The organism is Ketogulonicigenium vulgare WSH-001, assembly GCF_000223375.1.
Lineage (GTDB): Bacteria > Pseudomonadota > Alphaproteobacteria > Rhodobacterales > Rhodobacteraceae > Ketogulonicigenium > Ketogulonicigenium vulgare.
The window spans coordinates 2,038,427-2,063,662 of sequence record NC_017384.1 but is presented as its reverse complement, the minus strand read 5'-3'; the positions used below and the strand labels follow the sequence as shown (position 1 = coordinate 2,063,662).

Annotated in this window: 33 protein-coding genes; 16 read left to right on the top strand and 17 right to left on the bottom strand. The window is 62.1% G+C overall.

Annotated elements, in window-relative coordinates:
- The first annotated feature begins 65 nt into the window (after positions 1–65).
- The 11 genes from KVU_RS10235 to KVU_RS10185 are packed head-to-tail and all read left to right on the top strand — an operon-like array spanning position 66 to position 9,501.
- Complete coding sequence (locus tag KVU_RS10235) at positions 66–548, top strand: flagellar basal body-associated FliL family protein (protein WP_236953101.1); 483 nt, start codon at positions 66–68, stop codon at positions 546–548.
- Positions 549–565: 17 nt separating this feature from the next.
- Entirely contained in the window at positions 566–952 is a 387-nt protein-coding gene (locus tag KVU_RS10230) for a hypothetical protein (RefSeq protein ID WP_013385157.1), read from the top strand.
- Positions 949–1,494 carry a MotE family protein gene (locus KVU_RS10225; RefSeq protein WP_013385156.1) on the top strand — a complete coding sequence of 182 codons (546 nt, stop codon included), beginning with the start codon at positions 949–951 and terminating at the stop codon, positions 1,492–1,494. The genes KVU_RS10230 and KVU_RS10225 overlap by 4 nt, the downstream gene beginning before the upstream one ends.
- Before the next feature lie 43 nt (positions 1,495–1,537).
- Positions 1,538–2,404, top strand: coding sequence for a flagellar motor stator protein MotA (gene motA / locus KVU_RS10220; RefSeq protein WP_013385155.1), 867 nt, complete (start codon positions 1,538–1,540; stop codon positions 2,402–2,404).
- A complete protein-coding gene (locus KVU_RS10215) occupies positions 2,405–3,070 on the top strand; it encodes a hypothetical protein (RefSeq protein ID WP_164928156.1) in 666 nt (221 codons plus the stop codon).
- The gene (locus KVU_RS10210) at positions 3,055–4,509 is read left to right on the top strand and encodes a hypothetical protein (RefSeq protein WP_164928155.1); all 1,455 of its coding nucleotides are present in this window, start codon (positions 3,055–3,057) and stop codon (positions 4,507–4,509) included. Before KVU_RS10215 ends, KVU_RS10210 begins: the two co-directional genes overlap by 16 nt.
- A 59-nt stretch (positions 4,510–4,568) precedes the next feature.
- Complete coding sequence (locus KVU_RS10205) at positions 4,569–5,183, top strand: transglycosylase SLT domain-containing protein (protein WP_013385153.1); 615 nt, start codon at positions 4,569–4,571, stop codon at positions 5,181–5,183.
- A gap of 1 nt (position 5,184) precedes the next feature.
- The gene (gene flhA, locus KVU_RS10200; protein WP_013385152.1) at positions 5,185–7,266 is read left to right on the top strand and encodes a flagellar biosynthesis protein FlhA; all 2,082 of its coding nucleotides are present in this window, start codon (positions 5,185–5,187) and stop codon (positions 7,264–7,266) included.
- Positions 7,263–8,042 carry a flagellar biosynthetic protein FliR gene (locus tag KVU_RS10195; protein ID WP_013385151.1) on the top strand — a complete coding sequence of 260 codons (780 nt, stop codon included), beginning with the start codon at positions 7,263–7,265 and terminating at the stop codon, positions 8,040–8,042. The genes flhA and KVU_RS10195 overlap by 4 nt, the downstream gene beginning before the upstream one ends.
- Positions 8,039–9,121, top strand: coding sequence for an EscU/YscU/HrcU family type III secretion system export apparatus switch protein (locus KVU_RS10190; protein ID WP_013385150.1), 1,083 nt, complete (start codon positions 8,039–8,041; stop codon positions 9,119–9,121). The genes KVU_RS10195 and KVU_RS10190 overlap by 4 nt, the downstream gene beginning before the upstream one ends.
- A 2-nt stretch (positions 9,122–9,123) precedes the next feature.
- Entirely contained in the window at positions 9,124–9,501 is a 378-nt protein-coding gene (locus KVU_RS10185; RefSeq protein ID WP_013385149.1) for a hypothetical protein, read from the top strand.
- Here the strand turns inward: KVU_RS10185 and KVU_RS10180 are convergent.
- The 9 genes from KVU_RS10180 to KVU_RS10140 are packed head-to-tail and all read right to left on the bottom strand — an operon-like array spanning position 9,498 to position 13,907.
- Entirely contained in the window at positions 9,498–9,938 is a 441-nt protein-coding gene (locus KVU_RS10180) for a flagellar basal body-associated FliL family protein (RefSeq protein ID WP_013385148.1), read from the bottom strand. The genes KVU_RS10185 and KVU_RS10180 overlap by 4 nt on opposite strands.
- A 9-nt stretch (positions 9,939–9,947) precedes the next feature.
- Positions 9,948–10,670: a flagellar basal body L-ring protein FlgH gene (gene flgH, locus KVU_RS10175; RefSeq protein ID WP_013385147.1), complete on the bottom strand. Its 723-nt coding sequence runs from the start codon at positions 10,668–10,670 to the stop codon at positions 9,948–9,950.
- Entirely contained in the window at positions 10,657–11,073 is a 417-nt protein-coding gene (flgA, locus tag KVU_RS10170) for a flagellar basal body P-ring formation chaperone FlgA (protein WP_013385146.1), read from the bottom strand. Before flgA ends, flgH begins: the two co-directional genes overlap by 14 nt.
- Complete coding sequence (gene flgG, locus KVU_RS10165) at positions 11,070–11,855, bottom strand: flagellar basal-body rod protein FlgG (protein ID WP_013385145.1); 786 nt, start codon at positions 11,853–11,855, stop codon at positions 11,070–11,072. The genes flgA and flgG overlap by 4 nt, the downstream gene beginning before the upstream one ends.
- An 8-nt stretch (positions 11,856–11,863) precedes the next feature.
- Positions 11,864–12,577 (bottom strand): flagellar hook-basal body complex protein, encoded by a 714-nt coding sequence (locus KVU_RS10160; RefSeq protein ID WP_013385144.1) that lies wholly within the window; start codon positions 12,575–12,577, stop codon positions 11,864–11,866.
- A gap of 3 nt (positions 12,578–12,580) precedes the next feature.
- Positions 12,581–12,850, bottom strand: coding sequence for a flagellar biosynthetic protein FliQ (locus tag KVU_RS10155; protein WP_013385143.1), 270 nt, complete (start codon positions 12,848–12,850; stop codon positions 12,581–12,583).
- Positions 12,850–13,131: a flagellar hook-basal body complex protein FliE gene (fliE, locus tag KVU_RS10150; RefSeq protein ID WP_013385142.1), complete on the bottom strand. Its 282-nt coding sequence runs from the start codon at positions 13,129–13,131 to the stop codon at positions 12,850–12,852. The genes KVU_RS10155 and fliE overlap by 1 nt, the downstream gene beginning before the upstream one ends.
- A 9-nt stretch (positions 13,132–13,140) precedes the next feature.
- Positions 13,141–13,524 carry a flagellar basal body rod protein FlgC gene (gene flgC / locus KVU_RS10145; RefSeq protein WP_013385141.1) on the bottom strand — a complete coding sequence of 128 codons (384 nt, stop codon included), beginning with the start codon at positions 13,522–13,524 and terminating at the stop codon, positions 13,141–13,143.
- 2 nt (positions 13,525–13,526) lie between these two features.
- Positions 13,527–13,907, bottom strand: coding sequence for a flagellar basal body protein (locus tag KVU_RS10140; protein WP_013385140.1), 381 nt, complete (start codon positions 13,905–13,907; stop codon positions 13,527–13,529).
- A gap of 88 nt (positions 13,908–13,995) precedes the next feature.
- On the opposite strand from KVU_RS10140, the gene KVU_RS10135 reads away from it, so the two are divergent.
- On the top strand, positions 13,996–15,354 hold the full coding sequence (locus KVU_RS10135; protein ID WP_013385139.1) for a FliI/YscN family ATPase: 1,359 nt from the start codon (positions 13,996–13,998) through the stop codon (positions 15,352–15,354).
- On the opposite strand, the gene KVU_RS10130 is transcribed toward KVU_RS10135, so the two are convergent.
- From KVU_RS10130 to KVU_RS10105, 6 genes are all read right to left on the bottom strand, one after another.
- Positions 15,355–16,143, bottom strand: a complete 789-nt coding sequence (locus KVU_RS10130; protein WP_013385138.1) for a DUF1217 domain-containing protein — start codon at positions 16,141–16,143, stop codon at positions 15,355–15,357.
- Entirely contained in the window at positions 16,144–16,551 is a 408-nt protein-coding gene (gene flbT / locus KVU_RS10125) for a flagellar biosynthesis repressor FlbT (protein WP_013385137.1), read from the bottom strand.
- The gene (gene flaF, locus KVU_RS10120; protein WP_013385136.1) at positions 16,551–16,922 is read right to left on the bottom strand and encodes a flagellar biosynthesis regulator FlaF; all 372 of its coding nucleotides are present in this window, start codon (positions 16,920–16,922) and stop codon (positions 16,551–16,553) included. Before flaF ends, flbT begins: the two co-directional genes overlap by 1 nt.
- Before the next feature lie 79 nt (positions 16,923–17,001).
- Positions 17,002–18,210, bottom strand: a complete 1,209-nt coding sequence (locus tag KVU_RS10115; protein WP_014537972.1) for a flagellin N-terminal helical domain-containing protein — start codon at positions 18,208–18,210, stop codon at positions 17,002–17,004.
- Positions 18,211–18,393: 183 nt separating this feature from the next.
- The gene (locus tag KVU_RS10110) at positions 18,394–18,729 is read right to left on the bottom strand and encodes a hypothetical protein (protein WP_013385133.1); all 336 of its coding nucleotides are present in this window, start codon (positions 18,727–18,729) and stop codon (positions 18,394–18,396) included.
- Positions 18,719–18,985 carry a rod-binding protein gene (locus tag KVU_RS10105; protein ID WP_013385132.1) on the bottom strand — a complete coding sequence of 89 codons (267 nt, stop codon included), beginning with the start codon at positions 18,983–18,985 and terminating at the stop codon, positions 18,719–18,721. The genes KVU_RS10110 and KVU_RS10105 overlap by 11 nt, the downstream gene beginning before the upstream one ends.
- 106 nt (positions 18,986–19,091) lie before the next feature.
- Between KVU_RS10105 and KVU_RS10100 the strand changes: the two genes are divergently transcribed.
- Together KVU_RS10100 and KVU_RS10095 are read left to right on the top strand one after the other, a co-directional pair.
- A complete protein-coding gene (locus KVU_RS10100; protein ID WP_236953100.1) occupies positions 19,092–20,243 on the top strand; it encodes a flagellar hook-length control protein FliK in 1,152 nt (383 codons plus the stop codon).
- Positions 20,244–20,252: 9 nt separating this feature from the next.
- Positions 20,253–20,906: a flagellar hook capping FlgD N-terminal domain-containing protein gene (locus KVU_RS10095; protein WP_013385130.1), complete on the top strand. Its 654-nt coding sequence runs from the start codon at positions 20,253–20,255 to the stop codon at positions 20,904–20,906.
- On the opposite strand, the gene ubiB is transcribed toward KVU_RS10095, so the two are convergent.
- Both ubiB and ubiE read right to left on the bottom strand, forming a co-directional pair.
- Positions 20,903–22,429, bottom strand: coding sequence for a 2-polyprenylphenol 6-hydroxylase (gene ubiB, locus KVU_RS10090; protein WP_013385129.1), 1,527 nt, complete (start codon positions 22,427–22,429; stop codon positions 20,903–20,905). The genes KVU_RS10095 and ubiB overlap by 4 nt on opposite strands.
- A 2-nt stretch (positions 22,430–22,431) precedes the next feature.
- Entirely contained in the window at positions 22,432–23,184 is a 753-nt protein-coding gene (ubiE, locus tag KVU_RS10085) for a bifunctional demethylmenaquinone methyltransferase/2-methoxy-6-polyprenyl-1,4-benzoquinol methylase UbiE (protein ID WP_013385128.1), read from the bottom strand.
- Between the two features lie 118 nt (positions 23,185–23,302).
- On the opposite strand from ubiE, the gene mutM reads away from it, so the two are divergent.
- Together mutM and rpsT are read left to right on the top strand one after the other, a co-directional pair.
- Positions 23,303–24,163 (top strand): bifunctional DNA-formamidopyrimidine glycosylase/DNA-(apurinic or apyrimidinic site) lyase, encoded by an 861-nt coding sequence (mutM, locus tag KVU_RS10080; protein WP_013385127.1) that lies wholly within the window; start codon positions 23,303–23,305, stop codon positions 24,161–24,163.
- Between the two features lie 117 nt (positions 24,164–24,280).
- Entirely contained in the window at positions 24,281–24,550 is a 270-nt protein-coding gene (rpsT, locus tag KVU_RS10075; protein WP_013385126.1) for a 30S ribosomal protein S20, read from the top strand.
- The last annotated feature ends 686 nt before the right edge of the window (positions 24,551–25,236 follow it).

Here is a 25,236-nt window from a genome sequence, read left to right as displayed (position 1 = left end):
CTTAACAATCGGTTAGTCCCTGCGCTCTAATTTCGTGCCTGTAACAACGGACAAGGAGAATCCTGATGGTCGCTCTGGCAGATGCGCAAAGCAGCGCCCCAAAAGGGCGTGGAAAGATGCTGTCGATGATTGTGGCGGGCGTCCTGGGCCTGGCTGGCGCGGCGGGCGGCTATCTGGCGGTGGCGCAGGGATTGGTGCGGCTGCCGGGCGGCGATGTGCCCGTCGAGGCAGCGTTTTCCGCGCCCGAGCCTGTCAGCTTCATCGCGATGGAGCCGTTGATCGTAAATCTGCCGACAGCCAGCGCGGGCCGCTATTTGCGCTTTACCGCCCAGCTCGAGGTGCCTGCCGCCAGCGCCCCCGAAGTTGAACGCGTAATGCCCCGAATCACGGATGTGCTGAACGGCTATTTGCGCGCGGTGACCCCGGCCGATCTGGCTGATGCCAGCGGGCTGATGCGCATGCGCGGCATGATGCTGCGCCGCGTGCAGGCCGTCGCGGGCGAGGGGAATGTCCGCAACATTCTGGTGATGGAGCTGGTGGTCAATTGATGGACACGGGGCTGGGCATGATTGCTGATGTTTTGATGATTTCGGCGGCGCTGGCGGCTGCGATCTATTGTCATGTGCTGTCGCGCCGCTTGCGCGCCTTTACCAATCTGGAACGCGGCGTGGGCGGCGCGGTCGCGACATTGGCGCGGCAGGTGGATGAGCTGCAACGCGCGCTAAACGCCGCGCGCACGGCGGGGGATCAATCGGCAAACAGGCTTGATAGTGCGAATCGCAAGGCCGAGGACACCACCCGCCGGATCGAGTTGTTGCTGGCTGCGATGCATGACTTGCCCGATAGCGCGCCAGCGCCAAAACCCGCCAAACCGCGCCGCCTACGCAAAACGCCTGCGCCAGCCGCCGATTTGCCCAGCTTTTTGCGCGCGGACAACGAGGTGCCGCGATGAGGACATTGCAAGTTGTTGTGGGGTTATTGGCGGTCTCGGGGCTGATCCGTTTTGGTCTTGTTGCTGGCAGCGCGACAGCTGCCGAGGGGCTGCCGCCGAGCCTGGATCTGCCCGCAAGCGCTGAGGAGGGCTGTGGTGCAAGCGCGGCCGTTTTGGCGGCGCTGCAATCGCGCGAGGGGCAGGTGGCCGCGCGCGAGGGGGCGGTGGCGGATCGCCTGCGCGCACTGGATGTCATCGAGCAGCGCGTCACCGCGCAGCTTGCCGCCCTCGCGCAGGCTGAGGCGGATTTGGCGGCAACCATGGCGCTGGCGGATCAGGCGGCAGGCAACGACCTTGCAACTTTGGCCGCCGTCTATCAGGAAATGAAGCCCGAAGAGGCGGCCGCGATTTTCACCGCCATGGACCCCGTCTTTGCCGCCGGGTTTTTGGCGATGATGCGCCCGCAAACCTCGGCTGCGATATTGGCGCGGCTTGAGCCTGCACAAGCCTATGGAATCACAGCTATTATTGCCGGTCGAAATACAGGTGCGCCAACGCTTTAGCCGCTGCCGTGCGGTCTTTCATGCGAAATTGTTAGGGGAAACGATGTTTGGGCTGGTTGGAATTGTGGTCGTCTTTGTGATGGTCTTTGGCGGATATCTTTTGTCCGGCGGCAAAATGGGCATCGTGATTGCCGCCCTTCCGTTCGAGATGATGATCATCTTTGGCGCTGCCGTTGGGGCATTTTTGCTGGCAAACAGCATCGGGATTGTGAAGGCGACGCTGAAAGCCCTGCCGCTGGTGTTTAGGGGCGCGCGCTGGAAAGCCAATGATTACCGCGATTTGCTGGTTCTGCTGTTTGAGCTGATCCGCCTTGCCCGCGCAAATCCTGTCGCGCTTGAGGAACACATCGAGCAGCCCAGGGCCTCGTCGATTTTCGCGCAATACCCGCGCATTCTGGCCGATCATGAGGCCGTCAGCCTGATCTGCGATACCTTGCGGGCCGCTGGCATGAATTATGACGATCCGATGCAGGTCGAGGAGGTCTTGGAAAAGCGCCTAGAGGCCAGTCGCCACCACGCGCTGCAACCCGTCCATGCGTTGCAAACCATGGCGGATGGACTGCCCGCGCTGGGCATCGTTGCGGCGGTTCTGGGGGTGATCAAAACCATGTCCTCGATTGATGAGCCGCCTGCGGTGCTGGGCAAGATGATTGGCGGCGCGCTGGTTGGCACGTTTCTCGGGGTTTTTCTGGCCTATGGTTTCGTTGGCCCGATGGCCGCACGGCTGCAATCCATCTGCGACGAGGACGCGCATTTCTATCAGCTTATCCGCGAGGTGCTGGTCGCCAATCTCTATCAACATGCGCCGCCCCTGTGCATCGAGGTTGGGCGGCAAAGCACGCCCGAAAACCTGCGCCCCGGCTTTGCCGATCTGGAAATGGTGTTGAAGGCCAGCAAGGAGGCGGCATAGATGCGTGCGATCCCGTTCATTATTCTTGCCTTACTCGGCCCGCTGCCCGTGATTGCGCAGGAACTGGTGCCGCAGGACATCACCGTGCGGGCGGGACGCCACCCCAGTTTTACCCGGCTGACCTTCCCCCTTCCTGCGGATGCGACATGGCAGTTGGGCCGCGATGGCGCGAGCTCATATCTTTTGCGTATCAATGGTGTAGCGGTCAGCTTTGATACGCAGCAGGTCTATCAGCGCATCGGTACTGAGCGGATCGCAGCACTTGCACCCGATGGGTCGGATTTCGGCCTGACGCTGGGTTGCGCGTGCTATGCGGATGCGTTCATCGCCGCCCCCAACCTGCTGGCGGTTGATATCCGCGACGGAGTCCCCCCGCCGACCGCCCGGTTCGAGGCTGCGCTTGACCCTATTCTGCCGCTGCCGGATATCGCGCGACCGCTGCCTTTGGTTTTTCTGCCGTCGACAGCCGCAGCGCCGGTTGTCGATCTTGGCCCGTTCGAGCGGGCTTTACAGGAATCTTTCGCGCGCGCTGCAGCACAGGGTCTGGTTGATGCAACGGTTCCCGTGATGCGCCCCGCCCCGCGCTGCCCGATCCGATTGAGGCGCCCCTTGTCGCGGCGCCAAGCATCCGTGCACAGCCGGGCATTGCCGTGCAGACCAGCATAGACCGCGATTCCGGTCCGCCCGCGCGCGATCGGCTTTCGCGCAGCGGCGCTGAATGCCTGCCGGATGCAGCATTCTCGCTTGCTGCCTGGGGCGCGGGGGTGACATTGCAAGATGCGGTATCAACAGGATTTTCCACGCTTTATACCGCGAATGAGGCTGTGACACGCGACGGCGTTGCGACACTGGCCCAAAGCTATTTGCACTTCGGATTTGGGCGTGAAGCCAGTGCGATTGCCGCAGTTTATCCGCTTGCTGACCCGGGGCTGGCGCGTTTGGCGGCGCTGGGACGGATCATTGATGAGGTGCCGGTGGCCACACCTGCGTTTGGCGATCAGCATGGCTGCCTTGGCGCTGTTGCGCTTTGGGCGGCGCTTGAGGCCGGACAACTGCCGCCGCTGCGGCCCGAGGATCGCATTGCCATGACGACCGCGCTGCGCGACTTGCCCGAACCGCTGCGCGGCCAGATGGGGCTGCGCCTTGCGCGCCTGACCCTTGATGCCGGCGATATCGAGGGCGCACAGGCGATCATGGATATCGGCTCGACCGCACGCGCCTATGGGGCCGAGGGGGTCACCAGCCTGATCGCTGATAGCATGGCTGGTGCATCCGCTGCGGTTTCCGTGTTGCAGCAGGCCCAGCAAAGCGGTGCTGTGGTTGATCCGGCCAGTTTAATTGCCCTGACCGATGCGGTGTTACAACGTGGCGAGGCTCCGCCCACAGCCCTGTTCGATATGGTATCTAGCGCGCGTTACAGCCTGCGCGGCACGGCTTTTGCGGCTGATCTGGCGCGCGCGCAGATGCAGCTTTTGCTTGCGGATGGCCAGGTTGCGCAGGCCAAAGCCTTTCTGGCGCAGCCCGATCTTGGCCTGTCGCCACCGCAGGCCGCGACGATGGGCGACCTGCTGCTGCTGGCGCAGACCGACAGACTTTCGGATTTCGCGTTCTTGGGTGAAGTGCTGGCGCTGGACCCCAACACAATCGGGGCCATTGCCGGAAATTCAGCGGCAAAGCGTCTGATCAACCTTGGTTTTGGTGAGCAGGCTCTGGCGCTTTTGACACCGCCTGCCACAGGCGAGGCGATGGCCGAGCGGCGCTATTTGCGGGCCGAGGCTGCGCAGATGACGGGCCGCACGGCGGTTGGCCTTGCCGCATTGACGGGCTTGACCGATCCGCGTGCCGAGGTGTTGCGACAGGCGCTGCAAGATCCCGCACATGCGGCCGATAACGCGACCGATCAGGCGTGGCGTCGCGGCGATTGGGCCGCTTTGGCGAATACAGGCGACGCGGTGCTGCAGGCGGTTGCCACAGAGATCACCCAAGGTCCGACTCCGGCCGATAGCATTGCCACCTTGGCGCAGGCGCAGGCGGTCATCACGCAGTCACAGGCGGCGCGGGATATGGCGTCAGGCTTGCTCGACCGCTTTGCCCTGCCGCGCTAACGCTTCCTTCACCAGAATCGGGCAGCTTGGGGCGAACACGCAACCATGATGGAGGCGGTATGTGGCGTCTGGTTTTCTGCGCGGCTCTGCTGTGGTCTGGCGCGGCGCTTGCCGACCAATGCACCGATGCCGCCAATCGCGCCGCACAGCGCCACGGTGTCCCGCCACCGGTGCTGATCGCCGTGTCAAAGGCCGAGACCGGACGACATCGCGACGGCAGGTTAGAGCCTTGGGCCTGGACGATAAATCATGCGGGGCGAGGCTACTGGCTCGACAGTCGCGCCGACGCGCTGACGCAGGCCCGCAACCTGCTGGCGCAGGGAGAGACGAATTTTGATAGCGGTTGTTTTCAGATCAACTGGCGATGGCATGGGCAGGCTTTTTCGGATGTCAGTCAGCTTTTCGACCCGGATCAAAGTGCGGATTACGCCGCGCGTTTCATCCGCCGTCTTTATGACGAATTGGGCAATTGGTCGGTGGCGGCAGGCGCTTATCACTCGCGCACGCCTGCGTTGGCGGCGCACTACCGTCAGAGGTTTGATCAGATTTTGACCGCGATGAATGACCCTGCTGCGGGCACAGCAACGCGGGCGCTGCGGGTCAATACATTTCCACTGCTGCAATCCTCGGGCGCGCCCCGCGGTTTGGGGTCGTTGATGCCGGGGCGGAGCTAGAATGATCATGGATATGCGCAACCTTTTCAGCCCGACTGTCGCACTCGCACTGGCGCTGCTGACCGTTATTATCATGATGGTGCTGCCCATGCCGTCCTGGGTGCTGGATATCGGCCTTGCGGTGTCATTTTCCTTGGCGATTTTGATCTTTACCGTCACGCTATTTGTCGAGCGTCCGCTGGATTTTTCCTCCTTCCCGACCGTGCTGTTGGCGTCACTGCTATTGCGATTGTCACTGTCGGTCTCCTCGACAAAACTGATCATCGGGCAGGGTCATACCGGCACCGATGCAGCTGGACATGTCATTGAGGGCTTTGCAAATTTCGTCATGGGCGGCTCGATCATGCTGGGGCTTGTGATCTTTTGCGTGCTGCTGATCGTGAATTTTATGGTCATCAACAAAGGCGCCGCCCGCATGGCCGAGGTGGGCGCCCGTTTCGCGCTGGATGCGATGCCCGGCAAGCAATTGGCGATTGATGCAGATATGGCCTCGGGCGCGATCGACCATGCCGAGGCCCGCGCCCGGCGCGAGCGTGAGCAGGCCGAGACAACGTTCTTTGGCTCGCTCGACGGCGCGTCGAAATTTGTCAAAGGCGATGCCGTTGCGGGGCTGTTGATTACCGCGCTGACGCTGGTCGCGGGGCTGGCATCAGGCGTTTTTGTGCAAGGGATGGCGATTGGTCAGGCTTTTGAAACCTATGCCATTTTAACGGTTGGGGACGGGTTGGTCAGTCAAATTCCGGCGGTGATCATCTCGGTCGCATCGGCGCTTTTGCTGGCGCGGGGCGGCGCGAACGGGGCGGTGGATTTGGCGCTAATCGGCCAGCTTGGCCGCCAGCCCGCACCACTTTTCACCGTTGCGGCGCTGATGCTGGTTCTGGCGCTGGTGCCCGGCCTGCCCACGCTGCCTTTCCTTGGTGCTGCGCTGGCGCTGGGCTATGGCGGTTATCTCAGCTCGCGTGCCCTGAAATCCCGGCAAAAGGCGAAATCGCAGCCGCAGATCCAGCCCGCCGCACCGCCGCGCACCATGGGCGACGTGATGGATATCGACGATATCCATGTCGAATTTGCCCCCGATCTTGTTGAAATGGTGCTGGATCCTGCCACCGGGCTGGACGCGCGGATTGCGACGATGCGCAACCATGTGGCGACAGCCTTTGGATTGCTGCTGCCCGAGATCCGGCTAACGGATAACCCGGCGCTGCCGGTCGGTAGCTATGTCGTTTTGGTGCAAGGGGTAGAACAGGCCCGCGCCGTGCTGCGCCCCGGCCGTATGTTGGCGCTGCTGCCCAGCCCCGAGGCGGCGGCCCCCAGCGGCGAGGATGTGAGGGAGCCCGTCTATGGCGCGCCGGCGCGCTGGATCGCACCGGATGTGCAGGCCGATGCCGCGCTGCTGGGCATGACCACCGTCCAGCCTGCCGAAGTTCTGGCGACCCATCTGCTAGAGGTGATCAAGCGCAACTTTGCCCGCCTGATGACGCATAAGGCGCTGCGTAAGCGGCTGGATGAAATGGTAAATCTGTCAGATACACCGCGCGCTGATGCCAATCGAAAATTCATTGACGAGATGGTTCCAGACCGCGTCCCGGTTGATCTGCTGTTGGCTGTGCTGCGCCTGCTGTTGGACGAACGTGTCTCAATCCGTAACCTGCCGCTGATCATCGAATCCGTGGCCGAAGCCCGCGCATTGGCTGCAAATCCGGAGGCTGTCGCCGAACATGTCCGTCAACGTCTTGGTTTCCAATTGGTGGCCGAGCTGCGCCGCGCCGACGGCACCATTCCATTGGTGCAGCTTGCGCCAGAATGGGAGGAGATTTTCACCACCTATCAGATCGGTGCCGATCGCAGCGTACAAGACGTCGCGCTGCCGCCCGAGGAATTCAACCGCCTAGCTACTGCGATTGCCGACCGGATCGGCGCCGCCAGTGATCAAAACAGCTACCCCGCTTTGGTCACATCGGGGCGGCGACGGCGCTTCCTGCGCACTGTTTTGCAGGCGAAAGGCATCCCCAATCCGGTCCTGTCGTTCGAGGAAATCGGCGTAGACGCCCGGCCCGCCTTGGTCGGTGTGGTTGCCGCATGAGCGCGTTGCATCCCTTGGCGGCGCTACTGGAGCCGGTTGGTTTTGCGGCCTTTCTTGTTTTTCTGCGGGCGGGTGCATTTTGTGCGTTGCTGCCTGCCTTTGGCGAGCAAACCCTGCCGCTTCGGCTGCGCCTCAGTGTTGCGATCGCAATGACAATGATCACGCTGCCCGCTGTTTTGCCGCTAATGCCGCCGCCGCCCGTGCAGATCTCTCAGATGGGCGCGCTGCTGCTGACTGAAATTGGGGCAGGGCTGATATTTGGTCTCAGCCTGCGACTGCTGGTCTGGGCGTTGGAAACAGCCGGTGCCATTGCCGCGCAATCGGTGGGTGTGGCGCAGATTTTTGGGCCGGGCATGACGGCGGAACCCTCGAGTGCCTTTAGCCAGATTTTCATTATGGCAGGTTTTGCGCTGGCCTGCGCGATGGGGCTGCCCGTGCAGGCGGTTGCGATGATGATCGGCAGCTATAACGTGATCAGCCCCGGTATTTTTCCAGCGCCAGATATGTTGGCCCAAGCGATATTGCCCGGATTTAGCGAGAGTTTTTCGCTGGCCGTCCGGCTGGCCGCGCCCTTTTTCATTGCGGGGCTGCTTTATAACCTGACGCTTGGTTTTGTGAATCGTGCCATGCCGCAGATGATGGTGACCTTTGTCGGCGCGCCGGCGCTGACGGGGATTGGTATCGTGCTGCTATTGCTGGCAAGCCCCGTTCTGCTTGGCATTTGGGTCCGGGCCTTGGGCGCTGCCTTTGGGATACCATTTGGCGTGGCGCCATGAGTGAGGAGGCGGCGGGCGCCGATAAATCCCACGATCCAACCCCGAAAAAGCTAGAGGATGCGCGTAAAAAGGGTGACCATCCAAAGTCCGCCGACCTGACTATCGCAGCAGCCTATGGCGGCTATTATCTTGGCCTGACGGCTTTGGGCGCCGGGCTTGCGCTGGCCGCCGTGAACCAGCTGGGCGGCTTGCTATATCATGCAGATGGCCTTGCCACGGATGCCTTTTCTGCCCCCGCACATGTGGTGCTTCGCCCACTTCTATCGATCACGAGCCTTGCGGTCTTGCCGCTTATTACCGTTCCAGCCATGCTTGCGCTGCTGAGCCTTTTTGCACAACGTGCGCTGGTTTTCGCGCCCAGCAAGCTGGTGCCAAAGCTGTCACGGATCTCGCCCCTTGCGGTGGCAAAGCAGAAGTTCGGTCTTGCCGGGATAATCGAATTCCTGAAAAGCGCGGCAAAACTGCTGCTTTATACAGGGGCGCTTGCGTGGTTTTTGTCGACGAATTTTGATGAGATCGCGGCAACTCCCGCCATGCCCGCGCGTTCTGTGCTGGTTTTTATGGGGCAGATGCTGGCCGCTATGTTGCTGATCGCACTGGTGATCTCGTTGGTGCTGGGGGTTCTGGATGCGGTTTGGCAGCAGATACGTCACCTTCGCGATAACCGGATGAGCCGCCAAGAGGTGATGGACGAAATGAAGGAAAGCGAGGGCGACCCCCATACCCGTCAGCAACGCCGTCAGCGCGGGATTGCCATTGCGATGAACCAAGTCGCAGCCGAGGTGCCAAAGGCCAGCGTGATCATCGTCAATCCGACCCATTACGCGGTTGCGCTGCAATGGCAGCCCGACAGCCGCCGCGCGCCGGTCTGCCTTGCCAAAGGGATCGACGAAGTGGCCTTGCGCATGCGGCAGATCGCGCAAGAGCATGGCGTGCCAATCCAATCCGACCCGCTCACCGCCCGCGCGCTTTACGCGCAAACCGAGGTCGGGCAAGAGATCAGCCGCCAGCATTATGCGGCGGTTGCCGCTGCAATCCGATTTGCCGATGACATGCGCAGACGCGCAGCAAGGGGGTGAACATGGCCGCAAATGACCACCATAGTTTGGCCGCATTGGGGCAGGTCACGGCCCTTATGCGTGCCGCGGCCGAGGGAAGACTTGCCGCTTTGCGCGCCCGCGCGCAACAGACAGAGGCGCAGCGCCGCGCGCTGGACAGTGCCGCCAAGCAGGTCTTTGATCCTGCGGCCAGCGCGGATAGTGGCGCAGTTGAACAGGCCTCCCTGCATTGGCAGCGCTGGGTCGAGCAGCGCAGACGCGCGCTCTTGTCCGAGGAAAGCAAGCTCCACGCCGAGATTCAGAATCAACTGCCCCACCTGGCAATCGCGGTTGGGCGTGATGAAACGGTCGCGCGCCTGAGGGCGGATGCGGTGGCGCGGCAAAGGCGGGAAAAGGACTAGTATTCCTGACGGCTAAGGTCAGTCACCAATATATCATGCACCCCATTGCCGAGTGTCTCAACGGCGGCGCTTTTCAGGCGGTCACGCAGGCGCCGCATTACATCCGGCGCGGTGAACAGCCCGTCAAATCCCCCCGTATTCGCATGATCGTAAAGCACCTGCAGGAATTGGTCGCGCAATTTGGGCATCGCCGGGGCGACGATGCTGGCTTGCGCCGCGTCAATCTCGATGCCGAGCGCTGCGACAACGATGGCGCGGGTCATTTCATCACGCAAGATCGGCACGACGAAGGGCTCATCCAGCGGCACATAGGTATGTGTCGGTGGGATGATGGTCGGCACGGCCTCGACCGCAGGGCGGGCCGTGATGATGCCTGCCCCGATCCCCGATGCAGTGCCGATCACAGTCAGTATCATGGGCAGAAGGATCTTTTTCATCAGCACACCTTAGAACGGGGCAATGCGGTCGATAATCTGTTGCCCATAGCGCGGGCTTTGCGCGACCGAGATCGGCCCGCGCCCACCGTATGAAATTCGGGCCGAGGCGATGCGGTCATAGCTGACCTCATTTTGGCGATTGATGTCTGCGGTGCGGACAAAGCCGGTCACAGTCAATTCGCGAATTTCGTTGTTCACCCGGATTTCCTGACTGCCAATGATTTCCAGCGCCCCATTGGGCAGGGTGCCGATTACGGTTGCCGCAACGCGCAAGGTCAGGCGCTCATTGCGGCTAACCGAGCCTGTCCCATTGAAATTGCTAGAAGAATCCAGCTGGATTCCCGGATTCAGCGTTGCCCCGCCATGCAGGACTTCTGCGGCGCGTTCGGGCAGGCCCAGCAGGGCTCCAACGCTCATATCCTGTGATGCGGTGCGGCTTTGGCCTGAGGAATTCGAAAATTCTGCCCGATCGTTGATCGAGATTACGACCGTCAGAATATCCCCCCGCTGCATCGCGCGCCGGTCGCCCAGCAGAGAGTTGCGCGTGCCGGACCACAGCGAAGCGCCAGTATTGAGAGGGCCTAACGACATCGGCATGTCTGACGACACCATGGCCAGATGCTCATCCGACATCAGGCTGGGTGTCAGCTGCGGCTGGCCGACCAAAGGCGTGCCGCCACCGCAAGCCGACAGTGTCATCGCGCAGGCGAGGAGCAGGCTAGGGCGTAACATAGGCCGTCCCCTCGACCCCGATGCGGGCCATGATGGTGGTGCGCGATTGCAAATTCATGACGCGGATCAGATCGCCGGGGCCGGCGCGCTCTAATGCGCGCCCCTCGGCCATGATCGTCAGCGCGCCGCGAGTAAATTGCATGGCAATGACCTGATTGCGCTGCACAATCGCGGGTTGGCCGAACTGACTGGCTTGCAAGGGGCGCCCCGCATAGATCGGGGTGCGCGCCTCGAGGCCGATGATCTCGGAGGGATCGGTGATGGCGCCGGGCACCTCGCCTGGGCGCAGGCCCAACAGATCTGCGGTTATGATGCCATTGGCGGGCAGGTTGCGCTGTGCCACGACATAATCCGCCTGCGCGGTGCCCGCGATCAGGGACAATGCAAGTGCAAGCGCCCTCATCGAATTTGAACCATGGCTGCCAGCATCTGATCGGCCGCTGAAATAACCTTTGAATTCAGTTCATAACCGCGCTGGGCGGCGATCAGATCGGTCACCTCGCGCACCGCATCGACGGTGCTTTGTTCCAGATAACCCTGCCGCAAGGTGCCGAGCCCATCTTCGCCGGGCACCGCCACCATTGGCTGCCCAGAGGCGGCCGTCTCGAGATAAAGGTTTGATCCCATCGCCTCGAGCCCGCGCGGATTCACGAACATCGCAAGGTTCAGCTGCCCTAAAAACTCCTGTTCGACGGCATTGGTAAAACTGGCATAGACCTCGCCATCGGCGTTGATCGCGACGGATTGCGCGTCCTCGGGGATGACAATGCCGGGGGCGACCTCCAGCCCGCCGGCGGTGACGATCAGCCCATCGCCTGTCAGTTTCAGCGCACCATCGCGGGTGTAACCGATGCGGCCGTCGGGCAAAGCGACTTCGAAATAACCTTGCCCCTCGATCGCCACATCCAGTGAGCCGCCGGTTTCCTGCACCGCGCCCTGGCCCAGCATGGGCGAGACGGCGGTGGTGCGCACGCCCATCCCCAGTTGGATGCCGGTGGGCAGGATCGTGCCATCGGTGGCCGCAACCGTGCCTGCGCGCTGTACCTGTTGATAATGCAGATCGGCGAATTCCGCGCGGCGCGGATTATAGGCGGTGGTGTTCATATTCGCGAGGTTGTTCGAAATCACCTCGACCCGCGTCTGTTGGGCCAACATGCCGGTGGCAGCGATATCCAGAATGCGCATGGTTTCTCCTAGCGGCTCATCAATTGGACGGTGGATCGGATACGCTCATCCTCGCGGTCGGCGAGGCTTTGGCCGAATTCATAGGCGCGTTGCACCTCGATCATGCGGGCGATCTGCGCGATGGCGTTGACGTTCGATCCCTCCAGATGGCCTTGGCGGATCTGCCCCTCAAGGTAGGGCATGTTGTCATCACTGAAAAAGCCGGTGCCGCTGGTGCGGGTGACGGACAATGGATCGGTCGGGGTGAAAAGCCCAATCTGACCAATGACATCGCCCCCCGCCGAGATCGTGCCGTCCGCGCCGATCAGCACCGGACCCGCCTCTGCCGGGATCATCACCGGCGCCTCGCCCGCGTCCAGCAGAGGATAGCCGTCGGCACTCAGCAGCACGCCATCGGGGCCAAGCGTAAAGGCACCGGCGCGCGTCAGCATCGGGCCTTCGGGGTGGTCGATCATGAAAAAGCCTTCGCCTTCAATCGCAAGATCGAAACTTGCGCCCGTCGCGCCGATATCACCCTGGCTGAAATCGGTCTGCCGCACGCGGGCGGTGGCCAGTGACAGCGACTGGCTTTGCGGCCCAAGGCGCACGACATATTCGCTGAACGCCACGCCTTCGGCCCGATAGCCGGTGGTGTTCGCATTCGCGATATTATTGGCAATGGCGCGCATCTCGTGCAGCAGGCCGGTTTGCCGCGTCAGTGAGGCATAGCCTGTGTTATCCATGCCTTACCCTCCAGCAATCAGGGGCACTAAAACGCCGTGAAAATAGGCGGTGAGGGTGCGGGTCATGAACCCCATCGTTAGCCAGAACACGACCACAATCGCGGCGAGTTTCGGCACAAAGGTCAGGGTCATTTCCTGCACGGATGTCAGCGCCTGAAACAGGCCAACGATCAGGCCCGCGACCAACGCCACGACCAAAATTGGCGTCGACATCAGGAAAGCGGCCCAAAGGCCCGCGCGCAACGTGTCATAGATCTGGGCCTCGGACAGCATTAGACCGCCATCCGTAGAATTTCTTGATAGGCCTCGACGACCTTGTTGCGGATGGTCACAGCCGTCTCGATCGCCAGCTCGCTTTGCGCCAGCGCGGTGACCAATGCATGGGGATCATAATCGCCGGTCATGGCGCCCATCGCGGCGGCCTCTCCTTGTTGTAAGGTGGCGGCGAATTCGGCGGCGGCAGAACTAAAGTAGCTGCCCGCACTATCGCTGACCTGGGGCTGTGCCCGCACCGCATCATAGGCGCGCGAGGCAAGCGTGCTGCGAATATCCATCTGAAATCCCTATCGACGAAGCAGATCAAGTAAAGAGGTCGACATCTGGCGAACTTGGTCAAAGACCTTCAAATTCGCCTCGTAACTGCGGCTCGCCTCGCGCGCGTCGGCGATCTCGATCAGAAGATCGACGTTCGAGCCGCTATAATTCCCCTGATCATTGGCAAGGGGATGCGCGGGGTCGTAAATCTCGGCCAAAGGCGCGCGATCCAGACGCACGCGGCTGGCCTCGACCGTGCCGTCATTGGCATGCGCCGCGCGAAAGCTGACCAATTTGCGGTGATAGCCGGGCGTGTCGGCATTCGCGATATTTTCCGAGGTAAACCGCATACGGCTGGCTTGCGCCTGCATTCCGCTGGCTGCGATGGATAAAGTGGTTGAAAAATCAGCCATCCCTATCCCCCGATCGCCGTGCGCAGCATGGTTAGCCCGTGGCGATAGATCGACAGGGCCTGATTATGTTCGCGCTGGGCATCAATCGCGGCCAAGGTCTCAAGCTCCAGCGAGACAGAGTTGCCATTGGGCGATTCCTCGACCGCGGCACGCTGGATGTTGGTCGGCGCAAGACCGTCGCCCGCCAGATGATGCGCCCGGGTTTGGCGCAATGCGCTGCCGGGCAGGGCACCGGCATAGGCCTCGGCAAAGCCGCCGATGGTCTGCGCGCGATATCCGGGCGTGTCGGCATTCGCGATATTGATAGCGGTTTGATTGATCCGCTGGCTGGCATGCGCCGCCATATCAGCAGCCGTGCCAAACAGCGCGAGATTTTGATGCATCGGGCGCTTTCCTTTGTGGTTTCAACCAAGATTTAAGGCTGATTCCTTAAAGAGAGGTTGTGCCGGGCTGATCACGAGGGATTTTTACATGCGCGCGAAAAAACCAGATCATGATCAATTGGTTATGATGAACAGGCTGACCGAGGCGATGGCGGATGGGCCGCAGTCAAAACCTGTCGGCCGCATTTTGCGCGCAACCGGTGGCACGCTGGGGATTGCCGGATTGGCGGCATTTAGCCGCCTTGGCGACCGAATCACCGTCCTTGCTCATGGCGGCCCGCTGCAGGCAGAGGTGATCCGCGTCGGCGTGGAGGAGGTCACCGCCGTGCCCGAAGGCGTCGCGGATGGCGTCGCCGTCGATGATCGCGTCATCTTGCAAGGCGCGCCGCGCTTTTGCCCGGATGACAGCTGGATCGGGCGTGTGATTGATCCCGATGGCGCGGCTTTAGACGGGCGGCCGCTGCTGCACGGCCTTGTCCCGCGTGATCTGCGTCAATCGCCGCCGCCTGCCGCCGCACGTCGCGCGATGGGGGCGCGGCTGCGGACTGGATATATGGTGTTCGACACGTTGCTGCCCATCGTGCAGGGTCAGCGCCTCGGCCTTTTTGCCGGTTCGGGCGTCGGCAAATCGACACTGCTTGGGGGGCTTGCCCGCAGTATTGCGGCGGATGTCATCGTCATCGGCCTTGTGGGTGAGCGTGGCCGCGAGGTGCGCCATTTCATCGAGGAGGTGCTTGGCCCGCAGGGTATGGCGCGTGCCGTGGTGGTCGCGGCAACATCGGATGCCGCGCCGCAACAGCGCCGGCGCTGCGCTTGGGCTGCGACAACGGTGGCTGAATACTTTCGCGATCAGGGGCGACAGGTGCTGTTGATGCTGGATAGCGTCACCCGCTTTGCCGAGGCGCATCGCGAACTGGCCTCCGCTGCGGGCGAGGCTGCGGCCCTGCGCGGCTATCCTGCCTCGACCGGTCCCACGATTGCCGCACTGTGTGAGCGCGCCGGGCCGGGCATGGGCCAGCAGGGCGATATCACCGCGATCTATTCGGTGCTGGTGCAGGGGTCGGATATGGAGGAGCCGGTCGCCGATATGCTGCGCGGCACGTTGGATGGCCATGTCATTTTGGATCGCGCTATTGCCGAGAGCGGGCGTTTCCCGGCGGTCGATGTGCTGCGTTCGGTGTCCCGGTCGCTGCCGGCAGCGGCCAGCCTGCCGGAAAACGCGCTCATTGCCGAGGCCCGCAGCCATATGGGGCAATATGATCGCGCGGCGCTGATGATCCGGGCAGGGCTCTATGTCGGGGGTAGCGATCCTATTGTCGATGCCGCAATCGCCGCGCGTCCGGGGCTAGAGAACCTGTTGGCGCAAAGCAACCTGCCGTCCAACGCCGCCGCTTTTGCCGCGCTGCGGCAGGTGCTGACGCCGCTGCGCGTGGTTGGGCGGGGATGATCAGCCGCCCAGAAGTTTCAGCGCCACTGATGCGGGCGAGTTGAGGCTGCTGTTATTCATCTCGCTGCGCAGCATGAACAGCCTGATCAGTTTTTCCTGGACGGCCGGGTCGGTGAAATCGGCAAAGCTTTCAACGCCAAAGGTTGCTTTGGCACGGGCCATGAATTGCTGTTTTTGTTGATCAATATCGATCTGGCCAAAACCCGTCGGAAAGCCGAGCGCCGTTTCGAACACCGAACGCAAGGGGCTGTCGCCCATCATCGCGAACCATTGCGCGCTATCGCTGGTGGCGTGTTGCATCACATCACTGATCCCCCCCGACAGATTCAGCGCCAGACGCATCGTGTTGTCCTGCTCGCCCACGGCAAGCTCAAAGGATTCGGCGGTGTAACGAGCCAGAATCGTATCTGCGAAACCCGCGTCAGCCGTGCGCGCACCGCCCTCGTTCCCGAAGCCAAAGGCATTGGCCAGCGCGGCATAGCGCTTGTCCGATAGTTTATTGGCAAAGGCCGTTTTGTCATCCGTGCCCTCGACCAAGACGCGCTTGATAAAAGCCTTTGCGTTCAGATCGTCTTGCAGGCCAAAGGCGCCCAACGCGACCGATAGCAAGCGGCGATCAGCAAGCAGATCCTCGGGCGTTTGGATTTTTGCGATCGTGTCGCGAAAGTATGTGCTGTTCATCGCAACCTCGCCTGAGGCGGCGAAGACGGCGGTCTGGCGTTCCAGCGTTTGGCTGAGGAAACGCCAACCGGTATAGCCGGACAGGGGCAGAACGGGCTGAAACGACATCTAGGCCTCCGCCGCTGGTGTCAGCAGCCGCTCTTCGCGCGGCAGCAGCGCGCGCAGACGGCGCAACGCACGGTAATAATCCTCGGTAATGCTGGCGGCGGTTGCATCGGCCAATTGGCGGCGACTGTCCGGATCGACCAGCGCTTGGCTGAGTTGTTCAATCCCGTGCAGCAGTTGGCGGCGCCCCTCGGCCCGGTCGCAATCGCCGGTCAGCAGCAGTTGCGCGATATAACAGACGCGGCGCACCGGTGTCGTCGCCTGATCAGGCGCAATCGCATCGCGCAGGCGCAGGATGTTCGCCTTTGGCGAGACGACTGATAAACGCGAGCGTTTGTCGCCGTTTTCGATGACAGCGCCATTGATCAGCACACGCTCATGCGGGGCGAGTTTGAGAACAAGGCCAGCCATTATGCAGGCTCCTTTTGCCGCGGGGCCAGCCCGAGCAGCATGGCGCGGTTGATATCGATCAGCGGCGCAAGGTCCGCGCCCTCACGCAGCACTTTGCTGGAATGATCCAGCGTGAATTCGGCAAGATAAAACAGCCGCGCGCGCAGATCAGCAGGCAGTTGGTTCTGGGCGCTGGCGACATCGGCCGCAAGCCATGTCCACAGGCGACGATTGTCGTGCAGCGCTTTGACCTTGGTTGGGAAATTCGCACCCTCGGCGGCGATCAGCGCGGCTGTAATGCGCGAGAAAATCGCCTGTTCCGTGCTGCGGGTATCGCGCAAGCCGAGCAGGGCATTGCCATAGAACGAGCGCGCCATTTCGATAGCGTTCATTGCAGGTCCTTTCAGGACGGGGCGTCAGATGGCTTTGCCATCACGGAAAAAGGGCCGGAGTTTCCCCCGGCCCCGCCGTTTACTGGAACAGCGACAGCAGCGATTGCGGCGATTGGTTCGCGATCGACAGCGCCTGAATGCCCAGTTGTTGTTGCACCTGCAGCGCCTGCAGACGGGCCGACGCCTCTTCCATATCGGCATCCACCATCGCGCCAATCCCCGATTTTAGCGAATCGTTCAGCTTGCCGACAAAATCCGCTTGGGTCGAGATACGGCTTTCCACCGCACCAAACGCCGATGACGCATCAATCGCCGTCTGCACGATGCTGTCGATATTGTTCAGCGCGGCCAGCGCGCCTGCATCCGATGTCACGTCGATCGTGTTCAGCAGGCTGAGGCCGCCCGCACCGGCGTTCTTGAACTGCGCGCTGACCGTCAGGTCATTGCCGCCATCATTTGTGAAGGCCAGCGTGCCGGGGGTGCCCGAATCGTAATCTACGCTCAGATCCGCAATGCCCAGCGCGTCGACGGCATTTTTCAGGCCGACGGCGATCAGGTCAGCCGGTGTGGTCGCGGCAACATCAGCCTCGGACACGGTATAGGTTGCCGTCTTGCCGCCGATATTGAGCGAGATTTTATCGCCCGCCGCATAGGTCGCGGCGGCGTCGATTTCGATGGTGCCGGTACCGCCGCCACTGTCGAGGTTAAAGGCAGCCGCATCGCTATTGGCGGTGACGCCATCGGTGGCCGCGCCAAAGACTGCGGTCGCCACATAGTCGCCGGTCGACAGGTTCTGGCCCGCGACATCAATGGTCGACACGCCCACCGTGCCATCGGCGCGCCGATCCAGCGAGGCGAGGAAGCTGGAGGTTGTGGTGCTGCCGTCGATCAGGTTCATACCGCTGAATTGCGCGGTCGAGACGATATTGCGGATCTGCTCGATATCCGCATCGATCGCCGTTTGCAGTTTGGCGCGGTCGACGTTCGCGGTCTGCGCGTTGACGATATTGTCTTTGATCGCGTTCAAACGTTCGGTGATCGACTCGGCGGCCTGACGGGCCACCGAGACAGTCGATTCGCCAAGGCTGAGCGTGTCCTGAATGGCGGTAAAGCCCTGAACATCCGATTCCATCACCTTGGAAATGGCCCAGACGGCGGCGTTATCCTTGGAATTCGCGACCGATTTTCCGGTCGAGATCTCGGCCTGCACATTGGTCAGGGCGCTGTTGGTGGCTTTCAGGGTCTGCAGCGCAACCATTGCGCCGTTATTGGTCAAAATGCTGGACATCGCGTCCTCCTGGGGATGGCGCTTTTGCGCCGGGGTTTCGGATGGCGGATTACCCGAAAAGGGGCCGCCTGCCGTTCTGACATCCCACCCCCAAACCCTTGGAGGCGTCCCGTTCTGGTCTGATCGTTATGGCGCCTTGGCTGTTAACAGGGACCTAATGCGCACGGCGCAATAGGTTGGATTTTAGGCTTTGCGTTCAAAGGCTGGGGGCGCGGCAGGATAGGCGGCGCGATCACCGCTGGCGCTATAGGTGCTAAAGGACGGGCGCGGCTTTGGTTGATGCGCATCGCGCAAACCCCGCAGCGCGGCGGCAATCAGGCCTTGATTGCGCTGGGCCGCTTGGCTGATGCGCGCCAGATCGGCTGCGGATAGCTGCGGCATTCCATGTTCCAGCTGCGCGAGCAGAGCCTCTTTCTCGGTGCGCAGCACGTCCAGGGCGGTAAAATCGGCGGCCATGATCCCGCGGCGCTCGGATTCAAACAGGGCCAGAATGCGCTGGGCCGGTGGGTTACGGGGCATCGTGATCACCGCGCGCGGCAAGCGCCTGATAGAGCGATTCGGCAAGGCCGATCCCGCCCGCTTTCACCATTTCACGCGCCTGCGCCTCAAGCAGGAAGGTGCTGAACTCATCTGATCCGGTGCCGCCCATTGCGGCCTGCGCGCGGCCAAGCCCCGCAGATTTCAGCATTTCGGCCAGAAAACTGGTCTCTAACGCCTCTGCTGCGTCGCGTAATCGCGTCTGTGGGGCGGTGGGGGGCAAAGGGGGGATGTGCATCGCAAAACCTTTCATGACTTTGGCGCAGTGTCGCGGCGCGAGGTAAAGAAAGCGGTAATCATCTACGACTAGGGTCCCCCTGTGACGATGACGCATGGGGGCGGGGATGGAGCTGAATATCGCAACGCTATTGACCGGGACAGAGGCGAGGTCGCTGCCAGCCGTGCAGGTGAAAACGCTGCTCGATGAGATTGAGACCGCCGAAACCACTTTTGCCGATCTTTTTGTTGTGATCCCGACACCATTACCCGCGCCCGCGCCTTTGCCGCCCGCGCTGGGGGCAGAAGATCTGCCCGCAGAGGCGCCCGTGCCCGAAGATCCGGCCATTGCGCCCGATGCCGCGATGCCGTCCACGTTAAGCCTATCCGCGCCAATGGAGGCGTCTGTCACCGAGAAATCTGACACTGAGAAACCTGAAAACCCCGAGCGGCCCGAGACGCTTGCAGCGCCCGCGCCATTGAAGGCACCGCTTGTACCGACGCCTCTCGCACAGGCGGTTTTACTGCTGCAGGTGGCCCCGGCACCGGTCGCGGCTGACGCAATGACCCAAAGCCTTGCGCCTGTCGTGCCTGCGCCTGCGCCGGCGCCGCCCCGGTCGCGGGGCACCTTGCCTGAGCTTGCCCCACTTGCCGCGCCTTTGAATTTGCCGCGCGCTGACGGGGACGCACCATCGCTGGTCGCGGCGGCGCCCATAACCACATCGGATGATTCCTTGATGCCGATCCTTTCCACGGCGCTTTCCACGGCCCCGTCAGATTTGGACATCGTTGCGCCCCCCATACCCGAGGCGCGGGCCGAGGTTGTCGTCGAACAGACTCGCTTGGCCCAAACCACTCGCGATTCTGCCGTGCAGACCTCTGCCCCGCCCGCATCGCCGACAGCCGCGCAGGCCGTTGATGTCGCGCGCCAGATCGAGGCTGCAATCTCGCGCAGCCGCGACGGCGCGCTTGAGATTGCGCTCTCGCCCGAAGAGTTGGGCCGTCTGCGCCTGACATTGTCCGAGGGGCAGAACGGCTATAGTTTGCAGGTTGTCACGGATCGGCCCGATACGCTGGATCTGCTGCGTCGCCATATCGATGTGTTGGCGGCAGAACTGCGTGATCTGGGCTATGGCACGTTGGATCTCAGCTTCCAGCAGCAGGGACAGGGTGATGCGCATACGCCTTATGGGGGGCAGGGCGCGGAAAATGCCGATGCCGCACCTCAGATTGTCACGCTGCGCCCGCGCGGTGACGGCCAGTTAGATATGCGGATGTGAGGGGGGAATATGGTCACCACGACGGGCGTCACGCCAACCACAACCGCAAATACGGCCACCACCAGCACGCAGGCGGCGCTGTCGTCTGATTTCGAGACATTCCTGAAAATGCTGGTTGCGCAGGTGCAGAACCAAGACCCCCTGAACCCGATTGATTCCAACGAATATGCCGCGCAGCTTGCGACTTTTTCCGGGGTCGAGCAGCAGGTCCAGACCAACCAATTGCTGAACCAGTTGATCGCACAGACGGGCATCGGCAATCTGGGCGCGATGTCCGGCTGGATCGGCAAAGATGTGCGGGTCGCCGCAGCCGCCTCGTATGAGGGCGCACCCGTGACCCTGTCACCGAACCCGGCGGCCTTGGCAGATCGGGCCGAAGTGGTGGTGAAATCCAGCGATGGGACAGAGGTTCACCGCTTTGCCATCCCGGTCAGCGCGGAATCTGTCAGTTGGGACGGCACAACCGCAGACGGCGGCACCGCGCTCGAAGGTCTCTATACGTTCGAGGTTGCAAGCTATGTCGGCGATACGCTGATCCTGCAAGAGCAGGCCGAGGTTTATACAACCGTGCGCGAGGTCCAATCCGCAAGCGGGGCGCAATATCTGATCGTCAGCGGCGGCGTCGCCGTCAGCCCATCCGCCGTGACGGCGCTGCGCGGTTAGTGCAGCAGCGCCCCGAGGGTAAAGCCAACAAGTGCAATCACCGCGCCCGTCAGCGCCCATAACAGGGGGCGCGATTTTGGCGCCTGTGTCTGCGGCGGGGTCGAGAATGCGATCACGCGACGTTCAGCCAGATCGGGCAGGCGGGGTCCAAGGCGGGCCAGCACTTTGGCCGCTTCGCTCAGATCGGCAAGGAAGGCGCGCGGGCCGATATTGTCACGGACGTAATCCTCGATCACCGGGCCGCTGGTGTTCCAGATATTGCTGCGCGGATCGATATGGCGGGTGACACCCTCGACCACGACCATGGTGCGCTGCAACAAGATCAGCTCGGTGCGGGTCTGCATGCCGAAACGCTCGGTCACATCGAACAGTTGCGACAGCAGTTTGGCCATCGACATGCGCGAGGCGTCCATCCCGAAAATCGGCTCGCCAATCGCACGCAGCGCGCGGGCAAAGGCGTCGATATCGCGGTCGGCGGGGACATAGCCCGCTTCGAAATGCGCCTCGGCGACGCGGCGATAGTCGCGTTGTACGAAACCATACAGAATTTCCGCATAGACGCGGCGCGTATAGGTATCAAGCTGGCCCATAATGCCGAAATCCAGCGCGATGATCTGACCATTGGGCCCAATACGCAGATTGCCCTGATGCATGTCGCCGTGAAATAGCCCATCGCGCAACGCATGGCGCAGGAATTGCTGCAGCAGGCGCTGCGCCAGCGCGGCCCGGTCGATCCCGGCGGCATCCATCGCCTGAAGGTCGGCGGCCTGTATCCCCTCGACCCATTCCATGGTCAGCACGCGGCGCGCGGACAGATCCCAATGCACCTTTGGCACATGGAACATCGGATCGTCATGGGTCTTGGCGCGGAATTCCGAGGCCGACGCCCCCTCGATCCGCAGGTCCAGCTCGTCCTGCACGACGCTTTCAAAATGATCGACGACATCGCTGGGACGCAGGCGGCGGGCCTTGGGGGCCAGCGTCTCGATCAGCTTTGCGCAAAAGCGAAAGGCGTCGATATCGCGGCGGAACGCCTTGTCGATACCGGGCCGCAGAACCTTGATCGCGACAGTCTCGCCCGTCTCGCGCACCACCGCGCGATGCACCTGCGCGATCGAGGCGGCGGCGACGGCGGGGGAAATCTCGGAAAAAAGCGTATCAACCGGTGCGCCCAGTTCGCGGGCAATCTCAACGCGCGCCTCGTCCAGCGCAAAGGGGGGCAGGCTGTCTTGCAAAATGCGCAGCTCGGCCGCCAGATCAAATCCGATCACATCCGACCGGGTCGAGATGATCTGACCGAATTTGATATAGGCCGGCCCCAGCGCTGTCAGCGCGCGGGTGGTCGGCGGCAGCGCGGGGTCGCCCCGATAACCCAGCCATCGAAACGGAAAGGCCAGCGTGTGCAGCGCGATCCGCAACGGGCGGGGCGCATCGACCGCGTGCAGCACCTGCGACATGGCGCCGGTGCGCTCGAACGTGGCGCCGGTGCGGATCAGCCGCCAGATATGAAGGACCGCGCGCAAGGTCAGATCTTCCAGCCCGAATGCAGCGCCGCAATGCCCAGTGACAGATTGCGATAGGCGGCGTTTTCAAAGCCCGCCGCGCGGATCATACCAAGGAACGTGTCTTGATCGGGGAATTTGCGGATCGATTCGACCAGATATTGATAGCTGTCGCGGTCATTCGCGATGATCTGGCCCATGCGGGGGATCACGTTGAACGAATAAAGGTCATAGGCTTTTTGCAGCGCGGGGTTCGGCAATTGGCTGAATTCCAGCACCATCAGCCGCCCACCGGGACGCAGCACGCGGTAGGCCTCGGCCAGCGCAACCTCGGGGCGGGTGACGTTTCGGATGCCAAAGCTGATCGTATAGACGTCAAAGCTGTTGTCGGGAAAGGGCAGGGCCATCGCATCGCCGACCACCCAATCCAGCTGCGCGGCCATATCCTCGGCCTCGGCGCGTTGGCGCCCGGCGATCAGCATGGGCTCGGTCAGGTCCAGCACGGTGGCATGGGCGCCGCCCGCGCGCCGCAGGAACCGGAACGAGATATCGCCCGTGCCGCCCGCCACATCCAATAGGCGCTGGCCTGCGCGCGGCGCCAGCCAGTCCATCATCGCATCTTTCCACAGCCGGTGGATGCCCACCGACATCACGTCGTTCATAATGTCGTATTTACTGGCGACCGAGCGGAACACCCCTTGCACGCGGCCGGACTTTTCGCCCTCTGGCACGTTCTGAAAACCGAAATGGGTGGTCTTTTGATCATCCGTTGCCATGGGCCCGCGCCTTATCTTGTGCTGCTTAAGGGGATAGCCGCTGCGGGGGGGCAAGGCAAATGCTTGTTCCCGCGTGCCCCCGCGCCTATGTTCACGGGCCAATAGACAGGAATGCGCCATGCCCGAACTGCCCGAGGTTGAAACCGTCCGCCGCGGCCTTTTGCCGGTGATGGAGGGGCAGGTGATCGCAGCCGCCGATGTACGCCGTCCCGATCTGCGCTGGCCGTTTCCACCCGATATGGCGCAGCGCCTGACGGGCAAGCGCGTGCTGTCGCTGCGGCGGCGGTCGAAATACATCCTTGCCGATCTGGACAGTGCCGAGACGCTGCTGATCCATCTGGGCATGTCGGGGCGGATGCTGATTTCGGGCGTGATGATCGGCGAATATGAACATGCGCGGGCGCTGCCGGAAAAGCACGACCATGTGGTGCTGGACATGGCAGGGGGCGCGCGGATCGCCTTTAACGACGCGCGTCGCTTTGGGGCGATGGATCTGATGGCGACAGACGCCGTCGATCAGAACCCGCTGATTGCGGTGCTGGGGCCCGAGCCCTTTGGCAATGATTTCTCGCCCGCCTATTTGGCGGCGCGACTTGCGGGGCGCAAAACACCGATCAAATCGGCGCTGCTGGACCAGCATATCGTGGCGGGCCTTGGTAATATCTATGTCTGCGAGGTCCTGTTTCGCGCCCGCATCCACCCCGCGCGCCTTGCGGGGGATTTGACCGCGCTTGAGGCCGATCGCCTCGTCCCCCTGATCCGCGATGTGCTGGACGAGGCGATTCGTGCTGGCGGCTCGAGCTTGCGCGATTATCAAAAGACCGACGGCACTTTGGGCTATTTCCAGCATGCCTTCCAGGTTTATGGCCGCGAGGGGCAACCCTGTAGCACGCCGGGCTGTATCGGCACGGTGGCACGAATCGTCCAAGCGGGCCGTTCCAGCTTTTTCTGCCCGCTCTGTCAGGCCATCCATCGCTGAAAGCACAAGATTCCTGCCTATTGCGTAAAACAACGGCCTTGCCCCTGTTGACTTGCCTGCCACTCGGGCCTAAGGACACGTCCTCAGATGAATTAGCCCAGACGGGATCGAGATAACATGGCAAATACGCCCCAATCCGCCAAGCGCGCCCGTCAGAACGCGGCTCGCTTTGCAGTGAACAAGATGCGCCGTTCGCGTATCCGCACCTACCTGCGCAAGGTTGAAGAGGCTCTGGCCTCGGGCGATCAGGCTGTTGCAGCCGAAGCGCTGAAGAACGCCCAACCCGAGCTGATGCGCGGCGTGACCAAAGGCGTCTTCCACAAGAACACCGCCTCGCGCAAAGTGTCGCGTCTGGCCGCTCGTGTGAAAGCACTGGCAACCGCATAATCCAGCGCAGATCCTTAACGGATCGCCGGAATTGTGAACGAATGATGAAAGGCGCGCCGCTTTGGCGCGCCTTTTTCTTTGGTCATGGTTCATCTTTGCTTTCCGCAAGGTTTTTTCAGTGATTCCCAACCCTTTGAGGAAATCTCGTTTTGTTCCAAGGGGTTCTTGTGGTCGCCGCGCCCGAATCTACCGCCCATAGCGTCAAGTTTTGACGTGGGTGTCGGTTAATCTTTCGTGCCCCCTTGGTCCAATGTGACACAGCAGTGACAAAGAATCCGTGGGATTCAAAAGCCTGGCGGATTCGGGCGATCAAGGCGGCCTGTCAAGCGCGTTGTTCGGTTGAACCCAAGGCCGAACCCCCGCTAATTTCACCAAGCGATTCACGTCGTTTCTGGGGAAACATGGGAAGCGCCTCCCGATTTGGGACCGACATGCTGCAGGGCATGATCGTGGTCGTTTGACCGCGAGCGATATCCTGTTGCCTGTTGGCCAATCAGAGGCTGCCGACCAGCCCGCTCCTCCTGCCAGAGGAGAGGGTGCATATAGGCCGGTCTTCGGGCTGGCATATAAGTGGCAAGGCCAATGGCCGCCTTTCGGGCGGGCAGTAGGGTTTTTGTTTGCGTCAACCTGTCAGCCCTTTGGGGCAGGCAGGGGCGCCCTTGGGTGACGTTGCGATGGGGCTGTGC